At 70.7% G+C, this 14916-nt stretch carries 14 protein-coding genes; 4 read left to right on the plus strand and 10 right to left on the minus strand.

The window, feature by feature from the left end; all coding sequences use genetic code 11:
* Positions 1-10 precede the first annotated feature (10 nt).
* From ACFQ4O_RS04980 to ACFQ4O_RS05005, 6 genes are all read right to left on the minus strand, one after another.
* Entirely contained in the window at positions 11-1849 is a 1839-nt protein-coding gene (locus ACFQ4O_RS04980) for a potassium/proton antiporter (protein WP_378774550.1), read from the minus strand.
* A gap of 195 nt (positions 1850-2044) precedes the next feature.
* Positions 2045-3154, minus strand: coding sequence for an alkene reductase (locus tag ACFQ4O_RS04985; protein ID WP_378774551.1), 1110 nt, complete (start codon positions 3152-3154; stop codon positions 2045-2047).
* A 587-nt stretch (positions 3155-3741) separates the two neighbouring features.
* The gene (locus ACFQ4O_RS04990) at positions 3742-4125 is read right to left on the minus strand and encodes a HesB/IscA family protein (protein ID WP_378774552.1); all 384 of its coding nucleotides are present in this window, start codon (positions 4123-4125) and stop codon (positions 3742-3744) included.
* Positions 4126-4229: 104 nt separating this feature from the next.
* Positions 4230-4670, minus strand: a complete 441-nt coding sequence (locus tag ACFQ4O_RS04995) for a VOC family protein (protein ID WP_378774553.1) — start codon at positions 4668-4670, stop codon at positions 4230-4232.
* 9 nt (positions 4671-4679) lie between these two features.
* Complete coding sequence (locus ACFQ4O_RS05000) at positions 4680-5054, minus strand: SUF system Fe-S cluster assembly protein (protein WP_378774563.1); 375 nt, start codon at positions 5052-5054, stop codon at positions 4680-4682.
* A gap of 10 nt (positions 5055-5064) precedes the next feature.
* Positions 5065-6315: a cysteine desulfurase gene (locus ACFQ4O_RS05005; RefSeq protein WP_378774554.1), complete on the minus strand. Its 1251-nt coding sequence runs from the start codon at positions 6313-6315 to the stop codon at positions 5065-5067.
* A gap of 145 nt (positions 6316-6460) precedes the next feature.
* On the opposite strand from ACFQ4O_RS05005, the gene ACFQ4O_RS05010 reads away from it, so the two are divergent.
* From ACFQ4O_RS05010 to ACFQ4O_RS05020, 3 genes are all read left to right on the plus strand, one after another.
* Positions 6461-6964: an RDD family protein gene (locus tag ACFQ4O_RS05010; RefSeq protein WP_378774555.1), complete on the plus strand. Its 504-nt coding sequence runs from the start codon at positions 6461-6463 to the stop codon at positions 6962-6964.
* Positions 6965-7053: 89 nt separating this feature from the next.
* Positions 7054-7803 carry an arginyltransferase gene (locus ACFQ4O_RS05015; RefSeq protein ID WP_378774556.1) on the plus strand — a complete coding sequence of 250 codons (750 nt, stop codon included), beginning with the start codon at positions 7054-7056 and terminating at the stop codon, positions 7801-7803.
* Between the two features lie 40 nt (positions 7804-7843).
* Positions 7844-8557, plus strand: coding sequence for a MarC family NAAT transporter (locus ACFQ4O_RS05020; protein ID WP_378774557.1), 714 nt, complete (start codon positions 7844-7846; stop codon positions 8555-8557).
* 290 nt (positions 8558-8847) lie between these two features.
* Here ACFQ4O_RS05020 and parC read toward each other — a convergent pair whose 3' ends face one another.
* Positions 8848-11091, minus strand: coding sequence for a DNA topoisomerase IV subunit A (gene parC, locus ACFQ4O_RS05025; protein ID WP_378774558.1), 2244 nt, complete (start codon positions 11089-11091; stop codon positions 8848-8850).
* A 151-nt stretch (positions 11092-11242) separates the two neighbouring features.
* Between parC and ACFQ4O_RS05030 the strand changes: the two genes are divergently transcribed.
* Entirely contained in the window at positions 11243-12256 is a 1014-nt protein-coding gene (locus tag ACFQ4O_RS05030) for an LLM class flavin-dependent oxidoreductase (RefSeq protein ID WP_378774559.1), read from the plus strand.
* 214 nt (positions 12257-12470) lie between these two features.
* Here the strand turns inward: ACFQ4O_RS05030 and ACFQ4O_RS05035 are convergent, their stop codons facing one another.
* The 3 genes from ACFQ4O_RS05035 to ACFQ4O_RS05045 form a co-directional block, all read right to left on the minus strand.
* The gene (locus ACFQ4O_RS05035; protein WP_378774560.1) at positions 12471-13373 is read right to left on the minus strand and encodes a DUF6925 family protein; all 903 of its coding nucleotides are present in this window, start codon (positions 13371-13373) and stop codon (positions 12471-12473) included.
* Positions 13370-14170, minus strand: a complete 801-nt coding sequence (locus ACFQ4O_RS05040; RefSeq protein WP_378774561.1) for an ABC transporter ATP-binding protein — start codon at positions 14168-14170, stop codon at positions 13370-13372. The genes ACFQ4O_RS05035 and ACFQ4O_RS05040 overlap by 4 nt, the downstream gene beginning before the upstream one ends.
* A partial coding sequence (locus tag ACFQ4O_RS05045; RefSeq protein WP_378774562.1) for a FecCD family ABC transporter permease occupies positions 14170-14916 on the minus strand: 747 nt, incomplete at its 5' end. The genes ACFQ4O_RS05045 and ACFQ4O_RS05040, both read right to left, overlap by 1 nt.

Raw genomic sequence — 14916 nt, forward strand, 5'->3', positions numbered from 1 at the left:
GAAAAAGCGTTTAAACGCCCTGCCCCACGCGCTTTCGCAGCAGGTCGCGGACGCGCTCGAAGGCCGCGCGCAGGCCCTCGGCACCCTCGCCCGATCCGGCGGGGTTCGGCCCGGCGCTTCCGTCCTCTCCCTCGTCCTCGATGCGCAGCGCGACGCGGGTGACGCGGCCGTCGTCCACGCCGCGCACCACCAGCGTCGCCGGGCCGAACTCGGCCACGTCGCCGACCGCGGGCGCCTGCTCGAACCGGCGGTGGAACACCTCCGCGACGGTGAGTTCAGCGTCCTCGGGCGCGATCTGGAGCCCGTAGAGCGCGGAAAGGCTCGCAAGCGCCGTGTCGCCGCGCATGGCGAATTCGCCGAGCGCCGGCTTCGCGCGTCCCGCGTCCAGCGAGGCGAACAGACCGTCCAGTTCGGCCACCCGGTTGTGCGGCGCCAGAAAATACCCGTAGTCGCCGGGCTTCAAGCCGCCCGCGCGGGAGGGGTCGAGAATCTCGTCGTCGCGGATCACGAAAACGGGAACGGCCCATTTCGGCGCGGCGTCGCGGGCGAGGATCGGACAGCGGGGCGTCACCTCGTAGCCCACCATCTCCTGCGCCAGCTGGCCCGGCAGGTCGATCTCGATTCGGTTGACCGAGCGCACTGTTTGGCGCACCGCGAGCTTCAGCCGCTTGGCGAGGCCGGTGATGGTCCAGCCCTGCACCACCAGCGACACGATCACCACCACGAAGGCCACGTTGAAATAGGTCTGGGCGTTGGGCGCCTGGGCGAGCGTCGGGATCGCCGCGAGGAAGATCGACACCGCGCCCCGCAGGCCCACCCAGCCGACGAAGGTGATCTCCTTGCGCGAGAAGCCGAACGGCGCGAGGCAGAGCGCCACCGCCAGCGGCCGGGCCACGAAGATGAGGCCGAAGGCGATGGCGAGCGACGGCCCAAGCGCCGGCAGCAGCTGCGACGGCGTCACCAGCAGGCCGAGCACGATGAACATCACGATTTGGCACAGCCAGGTGATGGTGTCGTGGAAGGCGATGATGGCCGGCAGCGCGCGCACCTGCCGGTTGCCGACGATGATTCCCGCCAGATAGACCGCGAGGAAGCCCGAGCCGTGCAGCACGGCGGCGAGCGCGAACAGCGCCACCACGCTCGCCACCACGAACAAAGGATGCAGGCCGGACGGCAGATCGACCCGGTTCAGCAGATAGGCGAGCGCGAATCCGCCCGCGACGCCCGCCGCCCCGCCGATCACCGCCTCCTGCAGGAAATGGCCGACGATCATCAGGCCGGCGGCCCCGTCCGAGCCGGAGGCGCCGGCGGAGACGAGCCCGACCAGCATCACGGTGAGGAACACCGCCACCGGATCGTTGGTGCTAGATTCGATCTCCAGCGTCGCGCCCACCCGGCGCTGGAGCTGCAGGCCGCTCGCCCGGATCAGGAAGAACACCGCCGCCGCGTCAGTGGAGGCGATGGTGGCGCCGACCAGCAGCCCCTCCACCATGTCGAGCTTGAGGATCCAGGCGGAAAACAGGCCGATGATCGCGGTCGTCAGCGCCACGCCGACGGTCGCGAGCGTCGCGGCCGGCGCGAGCGCGCCGCCGAGATGGGCGATCCGCGTCCGCAGCCCGCCGTCGAACAGGATCACCGCGAGCGAGATCGAGCCGATGAGATAGGTCAGCCGGTAGTTGTCGAAGGCGACGCCGCCGGGCCCGTCCTGGCCGGTCAGCATGCCGATCACGAGGAACACCAGCAGCAGCGGCGCGCCGAAGCGCGAGGCCACCAGCGACGACAGGATGCCCACGAGCATGAGCGCCGCGCCGAACAGGAGGACCGCGTTGACGACCGTGATGCTGTCCATGCGCCGCTCGCGGGAACTGGGGCGCGAGGAGGACGGCGCGCCGCGGGAGCCCGCGGCTCACGTCCGAGCGCCGAAGCGTCAGAAGGAGGAGGTCTCCAGAGTTCCCGACGAATGGCGCGAGATCAAGGCGATGTGAGATTTAAGCGCGCGAATGTGACGCCGCGCCGCTTGAACGACGGCGCGGCGTCCGATCGGTCAGGCCGCGTCGGCCGCCTGGTCGCGGGTCGGATAGTCGGTGTAGCCCTTGGCGTCGCCGGCGTAGAGCGTGGCCTCGTCGATCGGCGCGAAGGCCACGCCCTCGCGAATGCGCTCCACCAGATCCGGATTGGAGATGAAGGGCCGGCCGAAGGCCACCAGATCCACCTCGCCGTCCGCGACGCGCTTCGCCGCGAGCTCGGCGTCATAGCCGTTGTTGCCGATGTAGACGCCCTTGAACGCCTTGCGCAGCACGGCGAGGTCGAAGCTCCCTTGCGGGGCGCGGTCGCCGCGGGTCTCGCCCTCGACGAGGTGCAGATAGGCGATCCCGAGGTCGGACAGCTTCTGGGCCACATAAGCGAACAGCGGCTCGGGGTTTGAATCGGCGCAGTCGTTCACGGTGCTGGTGGGCGACAGGCGCACGCCGACCCGCTCTCGCCCGATCGCCCCGATGGCCGCCTCGGTCGCCTCCAGCAGGAAGCGGGCGCGGTTCTCGATCGAGCCGCCATAGGCGTCCTCGCGCCTGTTCGCGCCGTCGCGCAGGAACTGGTCGAGCAGGTAGCCGTTCGCGCCATGCACCTCGACGCCGTCGAAGCCGGCCGCGATCGCGTTGGTCGCGGCCTGCGCGTATTGCGCGACGATGCCGGGAATCTCGTCGATCTCCAGCGCCCGCGGCGTCTCGAGGTCCTTGAAGCCCGATTCCGTGAAGGCCTGCCCCTTCGGCTTCACGGCCGAGGGCGCCACCGGCAGCTTGCCGCCGGGCTGCAGGTCGCGATGGGAGATGCGGCCCACATGCCAGAGCTGCAGCACGATGCGGCCGCCCTTGGCGTGCACCGCGTCGGTGACGAGCCGCCAGCCGGCGATCTGCTCGTCGGAATAGATGCCCGGCGTCCAGACATAGCCCTGCCCCTCGGGCGCGATCTGGGTCGCCTCGGCGATGATGAGGCCGGCGCTCGCCCGCTGGGCGTAATACTCCGCGTTCAGCGCCCGCGGCGCGAGGGTGACATGGTCGGCGCGCGAACGCGTCAGCGGCGCCATGACGATGCGGTTGCGCAGCGACAGCGCGCCCACGGTGAGCGGCTGGAACAGCGGGTCGGTCGAAGCGGACATGGAGAAACTCCATCGCATGAGGGATCGGCGCGGCGACCGCCGCGCGGCGTTGCGATGCGAGATAGGCCTGATCGCTTGTGCCGGTAGAGCCCGAACCCGCTTTCGCCGCAGGGCTGCCCTGCGCGATGCGGGCGGAGGCTGGGCGGTTCCGTGCGAACACACCCCCTCTTGTCCCGGCCTTGAGCCGGGACCCAGAAACTCGAAGCGTTTGAAGGCGGAGCGCGACAGCTCGGCGTCTTATCCTGAACCGTCAGCGGTTCTGGGTCCCGGCTCAAGGCCGGGACAAGAAAAGGGGCGCTAGCCGGCCGGGTTCTGGACCGCGGTAGTTCCATTCAGCTTGAGCGATCCCGTGCGGACCCACCCCTCTTGTCCCGGCCTTGAGCCGGGACCCAGATGCGTCAACGGCGGCGAGTTGGCGGCCTCGGCGAAAGTGGGGTTTCTCGGGAAGCGTCAGCGGTTCTGGATGATGCTCCGACCGCGCGGTCCATCCGGGATGGCGTCGGCGTTTCTGGGTCCCGGCTCAAGGCCGGGACAAGAAAAAGGGGCGCGAGCACAGCTCATGCGCGCTCCCCACTCAAACGCGCCCCTCACACCGCGGAGACGTAGGTCTCCGGCACGGCGGGCGTGATCGCGACCGACTCGCCGCAGCCGCAGGCGGAGGTCTGGTTCGGGTTGTTGAACACGAAGCGCTGCGACATCTTTTCGGTCACGAAATCCATCTCCGTGCCGAGCAGGTAGAGGATCGCTTTGGGGTCGATCAGCACCGTGACGCCCTTGTCCTCCACCACCTCGTCGGTGGGCGAGGCCTCGGCGGCGTAGTCCATGATGTATTCCATGCCGGCGCAGCCGCCGGTCTTCACGCCCACCCGCAGGCCGAGGATCGGCGTGTCGGACCGGGCGATGATGGCGCGCACGCGGTCGGCGGCGCGGTCGGTCAGGGTCATCACCTTCGGGCGGGGACGGGCGGCCATGGTCGGCTCCACGGAATGCGGATGATCGGCGATCTGTCGGCTCAAGATAGGCGTGGACGCGGCCGAAATGAAGGGCGGCGACGCGTAAGGGCCGCCGCGCGGGCTCAATAGGTGGCCCAGAGACCGGGCGTCGCGAGCTCCAGCAGGTTGCCGTCCGGGTCGCGGAAATAGAGGCTGACGCCGCCGCGCGGCCAGTCCACCCGGCCCTCCACCGGCGTGTGGCCGGCCGCGAGCGCCTCGGTCCAGCGGGGCAGGTCCTCGGCGGCGACGGCGAAGGCCATATGCGCGCCGCCTCGCCCGTCATGGCCGGGAATGACGCCGCCGGGCAGGGTCTGCTCGTCCGCGGCCGCGCCTTCGGCGAACAGCAGCAGCACCGAGCGTCCGCCGACGTCGTAGGCGATCAGGCGCGCGTCGGCGAAGAGCTTGGGGAAGCCGAACAGCCGGTCATAGAACCGGGCGGCGGCGACCAGATCGGCGACGTAGAGCGCGGTCTCCAGCACGCCGCGCACCTGCGGCCGCCCGTCCTGCTCCCCGTCGCCCGCCATGGCCGTCCGTCACCACATGTCGAGCGCGACGCGGGCCTCGTCCGACATGCGGCTCTGATCCCACGGCGGGTCGAACACCATGTTCACGTCCACCCGGCCGACGCCCGGCACGGCGCCGACCGCGTTCTCCACCCAGCCCGGCATTTCGCCGGCGACGGGACAGCCCGGCGCCGTCAGCGTCATGTCGATGGTGATGTCGCGGTCGTCCGAGATGTCGATGCGGTAGACCAGTCCGAGCTCGTAGATGTCGACCGGGATCTCCGGATCGTACACCGTCTTCAGGGCCGCGATGATGTCGTCCGTCAGCCGGTCCAGCTCATCCTGCGGGATGGCCGAGCCGGCGGAATCGGCCGCCTGCGCGGCGGCGGTCGCGTCGCTCATGATCGAGCCTTTCTCACGCAAACAGATCGCGCGCCCGAAGGAGCGCCTCGGCGAGACGATCGATCTCGCCGGTGGTGTTGTAAAGGGCGAAGGACGCCCGGCACGTGGAGGTGACGCCGAGCCGCTTCAGCAGCGGCTGGGCGCAATGGGTGCCCGCGCGCACGGCGATGCCGGAGCGGTCGAGCACGGTGGCCACGTCATGGGCGTGGGCGCCGTCCAGGTTGAACGCCACAATCGCGCCCTTGCCCGGCGCGTCGCCGTAGATGGTCAGCGCGTTGATGGCGCCGAGGCGCTCGCGGGCGTAGGTCGCGAGCCCGGCCTCATGGGCGGCGATCGCCTCCAGCCCCACGCCGCGCATGTAGTCGAGCGCGGCGCCGAGGCCGATCGCCTGCACGATCGGGGGCGTGCCGGCCTCGAAGCGGTGGGGCGGCTCGCCATAGGTGACGCCGTCCTCGGTCACGTCGCGGATCATCTCGCCGCCGCCGTTGAACGGAGGCAGCTTCGCCAGCAGGTCGCGCTTGCCGTAGAGCGCGCCGATGCCGGTCGGGCCGTAGACCTTGTGGCCGGTCAGCACGTAGAAGTCGGCGTCGATGTCGCGCACGTCCGGCGCGAGATGCACGGCGCCCTGGCTGCCGTCGATCAGGACGGGGACGCCCCGCTCATGGGCGAGGCGCGTGACTTCTTTCACCGGAACCACCGTGCCGAGCACGTTGGACATGTGGGTCACGGCGACGAACTTGGTGCGCTCGGTCAGGGCGTCGGCGAACAGGTCGAGGTCGAACGAGCCGTCCTCGCGAACCTGCACCCATTTCAGCACCGCGCCCTTGCGCTCGCGCAGGAAATGCCACGGCACCACGTTGGAATGGTGCTCCATGATGGTGAGGACGATCTCGTCGCCCTCCTCGATCATGGACAGGCCGACGCCGTTCGCGACCAGGTTGATCGCCTCGGTCGCGGAGCGGGTGAAGATGATCTCGTCGGTGGAGGCCGCGTTCAGGAACGCGCGCACGCTCTCCCGCCCGCCCTCGAACGCTTCGGTCGCCGCATTCGCAAGATAATGCAAGCCACGGTGAACGTTGGAATATTCCGTCTCGTAGGCCCGGCGCATGCGGTCCAGAACCTGCGTCGGTTTCTGCGCCGACGCGCCGTTGTCCAGATAGGCCAGCGGTTTGCCGTGGATTTCGAGCGCGAGCGCGGGAAAATCCGCGCGCAGGCGCTCGACGTCGTAAGGCGCGGTGGTCGGAGCGGCGTGCACGAGAGTCATGGGCCTTGATCTATAGGTTTTGGGTCAGATCACAAGGCCGCGCGCGCCGGTTGTCCCCGCGTCTTGTCAAGGCTCGTCCTGCGCATCACATCTTCAGGCGCGGGAATGGATCCCGCGGATGCTTCGAAGGACCGCGACGCACACGATGTCCCAGCCCCTCGTCACCAGCGCGACCGCCGAACGCCCGGTCGCCTTCGATCCGCTCGCCGATCCCCGTCTCTACGACGGCGTGCTGAGCCGCCGCGTGCTGGCCTTTCTGGTGGATTTCGCCGTGGTGCTGACGCTCACCGCCGCCGCCAGCGTGGTGATCTTCTTCCTCGGCGTGCTGACGCTCGGCCTCGCGTGGCTGCTCTACGGCGGCGTGCTTTACGCCATGGCGGTGCTCTATTCGGGCGCGACGCTCGGCGGCGACCGCGCCGCGACCTGGGGCATGCGGCTGACGGGCCTCACCTGCCGCCAGCTCGACGGAACCCGGCCGGGCTTCCTGATCGCCGCCGCTCATGTGGTGTTCCTCTATTTCTCCATGACGATCCTGACGCCCGTCGTGCTGCTGGTCGGCCTGTTCACCAAGCGTAAGCAGCTGCTGCATGACCTGATCCTGAGCACCGTAGTCCTCGATCGCGGCCGGCTGGACGGCCGGGGCTACTGAAGCGCTTGCAGCACACCTTTCGCTTGCTATCCTGATGCGGCAGCGCGGCGCCGGACCTGTCGTCCGGCGCCGCCGGTCGGGACCCGACGTTGACAGCCCATTCGCGCAACACGCCGCAGTTCTACCTCACCGCCCCCTCGCCCTGCCCCTATCTCCCGGGGCAGTCGGAGCGGAAGGTGTTCACCCATCTCGTGGGCGACCACGCCCCGCAGTTGAACGACCTGCTCACCCATGGCGGGTTCCGACGCAGCCAGACCATCGCGTACCGGCCGGCCTGCGAGACCTGCCGCGCCTGCGTCTCGGTGCGGGTGCGGGTGGATGATTTTGTCTGGACCAAGGCGTTCCGCCGCAACCGCGCCGCGAACGCGGATCTGATCGGCGCCGAGAGCGCCCCCATCCCCACCTCCGAGCAGTACGCGCTGTTCCGCGCCTATCTGGACAGCCGGCATTCCGAGGGCGGCATGGCGGACATGACGGTGCTCGACTACGCCACCATGGTCGAGGACAGCCACGTGCGCACCCGGATGGTGGAGTATCGCCGCCGTGGCGCGGAGACCGCCGTCACCGGCCGCGGCGCCGGGCCGCTGCAGGCGGTGGCGCTGGTGGACCGGCTGTCGGACGGCCTGTCGCTGGTCTACTCGTTCTACGATCCCGACCAGCCCGAGCGCGGCCTCGGCACCCATGTGATCCTCGATCACGTGGCGCGCTGCCGGGCCGAGGGCCTGCCCTACCTCTATCTCGGCTACTGGGTCGAGGGCTCGCCCAAGATGGACTACAAGCGCCGCTTCCGCCCCCAGGAGCGCCTCGGCGCCGCAGGCTGGGAGACGGCGCAGGACTGACCTCTTTCGCGCCGCGGCGGTTCCGCGCTAGGAGAAAGGCGTGGAACCGTGGCGCCTCCGCCCGCGGCGGACGCCCGGAGGCGACGTGGAGTTCATCACCAACGCCATCAAATACGTGCCCGTGATCACGCTCGGCCTGCTGCCGATCATGAACCCGCTGAGCACCGTTCCGCTATTCCTGACGCTGACGCGGCGCATGTCGCCGCACTGGCGGGCCCGGCAGGCGCGGCTCGCCTGCCTCTACGCGTTCCTGATCCTTTCGGCCTTCCTGTTCCTCGGCAACGGCATCATCGCGCTGTTCGGCATCTCGCTGCCGGGCATCCGCATCGCCGGCGGGCTCATCATCATGGTGCTCGCCTTCCGCATGCTGTTCTCCGGGCAGGGTCAGGAGGGCCCGGTGGACGAAGGCGACGCCGAGGAGATCAAGCAGGCGGAGCTCGACTTCTCGTTCTCGCCGCTCGCCATGCCGAGCCTCGCCGGCCCCGGCTCGATCGCGGTGGTGATGAGCTACGGCTCGCAGATCCCGGAAGGCCACTCCATCGACGGCCACATCATCGTGCTGATCGGCGTCGCGATCACGGTGGCGGTCGCCTATGTGGCGCTGATCTTCTCGAACTGGATCGCGAAGTTTCTCGGCGAGCACGGCATCCAGGCCGTCACCAAGATCATGGGCTTCCTGCTCACCTGCGTCGCCGTGCAGTTCATCGCGTCCGGCATTCGCGAGTTCGTGGTGAGCTTCAGCGCGCTGTCCTGAGAGCCCGTCTGACATCTGCCGACGTGGCGACCCGAACTCCCGTCATGCCCGCGCAACGCGCGGGTATCCACGACTTTTTGCGGGACATGAACCTGAGCGTTCACGTTGTTGACGCCCGATGACCACTCTCAGGCATGACGGCTTTTTTGAATTCTTCAATGGGCTCCGAGAGCGTGGTTGAGGCGGCTCCCGCGTTGTCCGCCGTCGGTCACGGGAGCCGCCTCGGCCGCAGCCACGAGGGTCACCCTCGCGGCGTGTGGTTAACAAAAGATTAATTCGGTTCGGCCCGGTTAGCCGCCGAACCGGTTGTTGGCGGAGAAGCCCCGGGGCGGCAGGCGGCCGGCTTCGGCGCGGTTGCCGAGCCAGTCGCGCAGGTCGTCGCCCTTCAGCGACCACGTCTTGCCGCCGTTGGTGACGAAGCTGAAGCCGTCCGCCAGCGTGAACGTCATCACGTCCGAGACGCCGCCGTCCTTGTAGCGCTGAAGCCTCACGCCGCGCCCGCGCGCCATCTCGGCGACCTGCGCCAGCGGGAACAGCAGCAGCTTGCGGTTCTGCCCGATGATCGCGACCGTGTCGCCTTGCGCGGGCGCGAGCCGGAGCAGCGTGACGCCCGGCTCCACATTCGCCACCTGCCGGCCCTTGCGGGTGTTGGCGAGAAGCTGCTCCTCCGCCGCCACGAAGCCGCGCGCGTCGCTCGCCACCACCAGACGCTTGGCGCCGGGGACATGGGCGAACACGTCCACGATCTCCGAACCCTCGTCCATGTCGATCATCAGGCGGATCGGCTCGCCCGCGCCCCGGCCGCCGGGCAGCTTGGCGGCGTCCAGCGTGAAGGTCTTGCCGGTGCTGGTCGCCACGATCAGCTTCGAGGTCGTCTCGGCGTGGAACGACAGCTTCAGCGCGTCGTCCGCCTTGAAGGTGAGGCTGGAGACGTCGGCGATGTGGCCCTTGAGCGCGCGGATCCAGCCCTTTTCGGACACGATCACCGTGACCGGCTCGCGCTCCACCAGCGCTTCCGCCACCGCCTCCGCGGCGCCCTCCGGCGGGCGCTCGAAGGTGGTGCGGCGGCGCCCGAGCGCGGTCTCCGGGCCGAAGGTCTTGGCGAGCCCGTCCAGCTCCTTGCCCACGCGCTTCCACTGCCGGGCCTCGGAGCCGAGCAGCGCGCGCAGCTCCTCGCCCTCCTTGCTCAGCTTGTCGTGCTCGCGCCGGATCTCGATCTCCTCGAGCTTGGCGAGCGAGCGCAGCCGCATGTTGAGGATGGCCTCGGCCTGCGTCTCCGTCAGCGCGAAGGCCGCGATCAGGTCGGCCTTCGGATCGTCCGCCTGCCGGACGATGCGGATGACCTCGTCCACGTTGAGGAAGGCGATCAGCAGCCCGTCGAGGATCTCGAGCCGCCGCACGATGGCGTCGAGCCGGTGCTGGGACCGGCGCTGGATCACCTCGCGCCGGTGGTCCAGCCACTGGCGCAGCACGTCCTTCAGACCGAGCACCATGGGCGTCTGGCCGCGCACCAGCACGTTCATGTTGAGCGGGATGCGGCTTTCAAGCTCCGTCAGCCTGAACAGCTGCTCCATCATGACGATCGGATCGACGGTGCGCGCCCGCGGCTCGATCACGAGGCGCACGTCCTCGGTGGATTCGTCGCGCACGTCCGCCACCAGCGGCAGCTTGCGCTCGTTGATCAGCTCGGCGATGCGCTCCACCAGCCGGCTTTTCTGCACCAGATAGGGAATCTCGGTGATGACCGCGAGCCAGGCGCCGCGGCCGAGATCCTCCACCGCCCAGCGAGCGCGGGTGCGGAAGCCGCCCCGGCCGGTGCGGTAGGCCTCCGCGATCACCGAGGGGCCGTCCACGATCACACCGCCGGTCGGAAAATCCGGTCCCTGCACGTGGGCGAGCAGCGCGTCGGTGTCGGCCGCCGGATCGTCCAGCAGCGCCTTCGCCGCCGCCACCAGCTCCGCCACGTTGTGGGGCGGGATGGAGGTGGCCATGCCGACCGCGATGCCCTGGCTGCCGTTCGCCAGCAGGTTGGGGAAGGCGCCCGGAAGGACGATCGGCTCCTTCTCGGTGCCGTCATAGGTGGCGCGGAAGTCGACCGCGTCCTCGTCCAGCCCGTCCAGAAGCAGGCGCGCCACTTCGGTCAGCCGCGCCTCGGTGTAGCGCATGGCGGCGGCGTTATCGCCGTCGATGTTGCCGAAGTTGCCCTGCCCCTCCACCAGCGGCCAGCGCTGGGCGAAATCCTGCGCCAGCCGCACCAGCGCGTCATAGACCGACTGGTCGCCGTGGGGGTGGTACTTGCCGATGGTGTCGCCAACAACGCGGGCGCATTTCTTGAACGCCGCGCCGGGGTCGAGCTTCAGCTCGCGCATGGCCCACAGCACCCGGCGATGCACGGGCTTCAGCCCGTCGCGCACGTCCGGCAGCGCCCGCTGCGTGATGGTGGAGAGCGCATAGGCGAGATAGCGCTCCTCCAGCGCCGACCGGAGCTCGACGGGCAGGACGCCGTCCTGCGGCGGAGGGGCGATGTCGCTCATGCGTTCGACCTAGCCCGTGGGAGTGATTCGGCGCAAGAAACTCTCGGGCGCCGGCCAGGCGACGCATGGCCGCCCCGCGCTGGCGGCCTTGCGCCGGGGGCCGCCGGGCACGACTTGGACAGACGACGCCACAAAATCCAAGGTCCGCCGAATGACCGCCCTGTCCGTTCTCGACCTCGCCTTCATCCCCGAAGGCGGGACCGCCGCCGACGCCCTCGACCGCTCGCTGGAGCTCGCGCGCCGGGCCGAAGCGCTCGGCTACACCCGCTTCTGGCTCGCCGAGCACCACAACATGGTCGGCATCGCCTCCGCCGCCACCGCCGTCGTCATCGGCCACGTGGCCGCCGGCACCTCCACCATCCGGGTCGGCGCCGGCGGCGTCATGCTGCCGAACCACGCGCCGCTGGTGATCGCCGAGCAGTTCGGCACGCTGGCGACGCTGTTCCCCGGCCGCATCGACCTTGGCCTCGGCCGCGCGCCGGGCACGGACCAGCAGACCCTGCGCGCGCTCCGGCGGGACATGACCTCCGCCGACGCCTTCCCGCAGGACGTGCTGGAGCTTCAGACGCTGCTCGGCCCGCTCGACGACGGCCGGCGGGTGCAGGCGGTGCCGGGCACGGGAACCGAGGTGCCGCTGTGGATCCTCGGCTCCAGCCTGTTCGGCGCCCAGCTCGCGGCGGCGCTCGGCCTGCCTTACGCCTTCGCCTCCCATTTCGCGCCCGACGCGCTCGATTCGGCGCTGACCGTCTACCGGGACACGTTTAAGCCCTCGGCCCAGCTCGACCGGCCCTACGCCGCGGTCGGCGTCAACGTGATCGCGGCAGAGACGGACGCCGAGGCGCGGCGGCTGTTCACCTCCACCCAGCAGAGCTTCACCCGGATGTTCCGGGGCACGCGCGGCCTGCTGCCGCCCCCGCTCGACGACATCGAGGCGTTCTGGAGCGATCGGGAGAAGGCGCAGGTGTCGCACATGCTGTCCTGCTCGATCGTGGGCGGCCCGGCGACCGTGCGCGACGGCCTCGCCCGGCTCGCCGAGCGCACCGGCGCCGACGAGTTCATCGCCGCCGCCGCGATCTGGGACCGGGACGCCCGGCTGCGCTCCTACGACATCCTCGCCGAAGCCGCCGCCCTCGCCGCCGAACCCCGGCTGCGCGCCTGCGGGTGAGGCCCGGCGCGAGGGGAGGCCGTGCTGGCGCTGCGGGACAGAGAGGGAGCGCGACGCCCCTCTTCCTTGTCCCGGCCTTGAGCCGGGACCCAGAGACGCTGCCGTTTCAGAAAAGGGCGCGACGGCCGGGCTGTCTTATTCTGACGCGTCAGCGGTTCTGGGTCCCGGCTCAAGGCCGGGACAAGAAATCGCGCGCTCTCGGCGGCGGAGGTTTCTAGCCGCCCAACCCCCGCTGCAGCTCCCCCACCCGCGCGGCGGCGCGTTCGTGGCGAGTTTGGGGGGCGAGGGTCGGGTTGGGGTCGTTGTCGCGCGCGGCGTGTTTGACGGCGGCGAGGCGGGGGTCGCCGAAGCGGGCGATGAGGTCCTGGAAGGCCGCGTGGCGCGCGGCGTCGAACGGGCGCGGGGTCCCGTGAGGATCGCGGGCCGGATGCGGCGGGGCGAAGCCGCCGCTGAGGATCAGCCCCTTCGGCGCGGGCACGTTGGCGCCGTGGGCGCGGCCGGTCTTCATCAGCTTGGGCAGCAGATGGGTGTGGGGGCCGGGCGGGCTGACGCCGCCGTCCATGGGAATCGGCTGGAACACCTCCACCGGGCCGACGCGGGTGACGAACACCCGGTGCGGCTGGGCGCGGAAGATCTCGCCCATGACCGCGCCCGCCTCCCCGAACAGCGATTTGCCCTCCGCCGCCCGCAGCGCGGCGATCAGCTTCGCGTCGCGGGTGCGGACCAGCGCGTCCATCGAAAGCCGCGCAAGGCCAAGATCGAACAGCACGCCGTCGCGGTCGTCCTCGCGCACGGCGTCGCGGTCGGGGCCGAGCTCGGTTAGGACGGCGCGGCGGTTCAGGGCGCAGGCCTTTCGCGGCAGGCCGAGCCCCACATGCTGGCTCCAGCTTCGGGCCCGGCTCATGGCGCCCTCATAGGCGAACAGCGTCAGGTCGTCGGTCGGCTCCAGCCGGACGGCGCCGCGGGCGGTGAAGGCGGCGAGCCCCCGGCCGGCGGGAAAGGCGGTCGGCTCGTCGGCGTCGCGCAGGAATTCGGCCACGACGCCGAAGGTCCCCATGTGCCAGTGGGTGTCGGGGCACTGAAGGCGCTGCTCCAGCACGGCTGCGATCTCGGTCATGGGCGTGTCCTCCTGTCGTCGTCGGGGGCGAGCCGCCGCCAGGGCGCGACCAGCGGCTCGCCGCCGGTCTCCGCCCGGATCAGCGACACGCCGTAGGCGGTCGCGGCGGCTTCGTCGGTCAGCACCTCGGCGGGGCGGCCGTCGCCGAGGATGCGCCCGCCGGCCATCAGCACCAGCCGGTCGCAGAACCGGCTCGCGAGCGTCAGATCGTGCAGCACCACCACCACGCCCATGCCGCGATGGGCGGCGGCGCGCAGGCGCTCCATCAGGCCGAGCTGGTGGGCGGGGTCGAGCGCGGCGGCCGGTTCGTCGGCGAGCAGCCACTCGCTCTCCACCGCGAAGGCGCGGGCGAGCAGCACCCGGGCGCGCTCGCCGCCGGAAAGCTCGCGCATCAGCCGGCCGCGAAAGCCCTCCGCGTCGGCGGCGCGCAGCGCCCGCTCGACAGCGGCCGCGTCGGTCGTAAGCGCCGCCCGGCCGAAGCCGCGATGAGGCAGCCGGCCGAGCGCCACCACATGCTCGACCCGAAGCGGCCAATGGGCCTCGGCGGTCTGTTCGAGATAGGCGAGCCGCTTGGCGAAGGCGCGGCGCCCGATCGCGGCGAGAGGCCGCCCGTCGTAGAGCGTCTCGCCCTCGTCCGACGTCCGGAGCCCTGCGAGCGCCCGGAACAGCGTGGTCTTGCCCGCGCCGTTCGGGCCGATGAGGCCGACCAGTTCGCCGGGCCTCAGGGCGAGCGACACCCGGTCGACGCGCGGCACGCCGCCGAGCCGGATGGTGAGGTCGCGCGCGACGATCTCCATCACGCCTCGCGCCTCAGCCGCCACAGCAGCGACAGGAAGAACGGCGCGCCGATCAGCGCCGTGACCACGCCGAGCTTCAGCTCCGGCCGCACGCCGATCGCCCGCACGCCGATGTCGGCGCCCAGCACCAGCGCCACGCCGCCGAGCCCGCTCGCGAGCAGAAGCCGGCCCGGCCGCCCGCCCACCAGCGGGCGCAGGATGTGCGGGACCACGAGGCCGATGAAGCCGATCGCCCCCGTCACCGCCACCGTCGCGCCGACGGCGAGCGCCGCGCCCACCACCAGCATGGCCCGCACCCGGCCCATGTGGAAGCCGAGGCTGGTGGCGGTGTCTTCGCCGAGCGTCAGCGCGTCGAGCGCGGGGCCGCAGGCCAGCATCAGCCCCCAGCCCACCGCGAGCAGCGGCAGCACGAGCGCCACATGGTCCATGCTGCGGTCGGCGAGCGAGCCCATCAGCCAGAACATCACCTCCATGGCGGCGTAGGGGTTCGGCGACAGGTTGAGCGCGAGCGCGGTGAGCGCGCCGGCGAGGCTGTTGATGGCGACGCCGGCGAGGATCAGCGTCATGGTGGCGGAGCCCCGTCCGGCGAGGCCGTAGAGCGCGGCCACCGCGAGCGCCGCGCCTGCCACGCCGCCGACCGGCAGCGCCAGCGAGAAGGCGGCCGACAGGCCGGAGTAGAACGCGAGCACCGCCCCGAGCGCCGCCGCGCCCGACACGCCGATGACGCCGGCGTCCGCCAGCGGGTT

Origin of the sequence: Methylopila musalis (genome assembly GCF_042679725.1) — a bacterium.
Lineage (GTDB): Bacteria > Pseudomonadota > Alphaproteobacteria > Rhizobiales > Methylopilaceae > Methylopila > Methylopila musalis.

Coding starts and splice junctions, on each gene's coding strand:
- ACFQ4O_RS04980 (WP_378774550.1), bottom strand. CDS start 1,849: ATGGACAGCATCACGGTCGTCAACGCGGTCCTCCTGTTCGGCGCGGCG.
- ACFQ4O_RS04985 (WP_378774551.1), bottom strand. CDS start 3,154: ATGTCCGCTTCGACCGACCCGCTGTTCCAGCCGCTCACCGTGGGCGCG.
- ACFQ4O_RS04990 (WP_378774552.1), bottom strand. CDS start 4,125: ATGGCCGCCCGTCCCCGCCCGAAGGTGATGACCCTGACCGACCGCGCC.
- ACFQ4O_RS04995 (WP_378774553.1), bottom strand. CDS start 4,670: ATGGCGGGCGACGGGGAGCAGGACGGGCGGCCGCAGGTGCGCGGCGTG.
- ACFQ4O_RS05005 (WP_378774554.1), bottom strand. CDS start 6,315: ATGACTCTCGTGCACGCCGCTCCGACCACCGCGCCTTACGACGTCGAG.
- ACFQ4O_RS05010 (WP_378774555.1), top strand. CDS start 6,461: ATGTCCCAGCCCCTCGTCACCAGCGCGACCGCCGAACGCCCGGTCGCC.
- parC (WP_378774558.1), bottom strand. CDS start 11,091: ATGAGCGACATCGCCCCTCCGCCGCAGGACGGCGTCCTGCCCGTCGAG.
- ACFQ4O_RS05030 (WP_378774559.1), top strand. CDS start 11,243: ATGACCGCCCTGTCCGTTCTCGACCTCGCCTTCATCCCCGAAGGCGGG.
- ACFQ4O_RS05035 (WP_378774560.1), bottom strand. CDS start 13,373: ATGACCGAGATCGCAGCCGTGCTGGAGCAGCGCCTTCAGTGCCCCGAC.
- ACFQ4O_RS05040 (WP_378774561.1), bottom strand. CDS start 14,170: ATGGAGATCGTCGCGCGCGACCTCACCATCCGGCTCGGCGGCGTGCCG.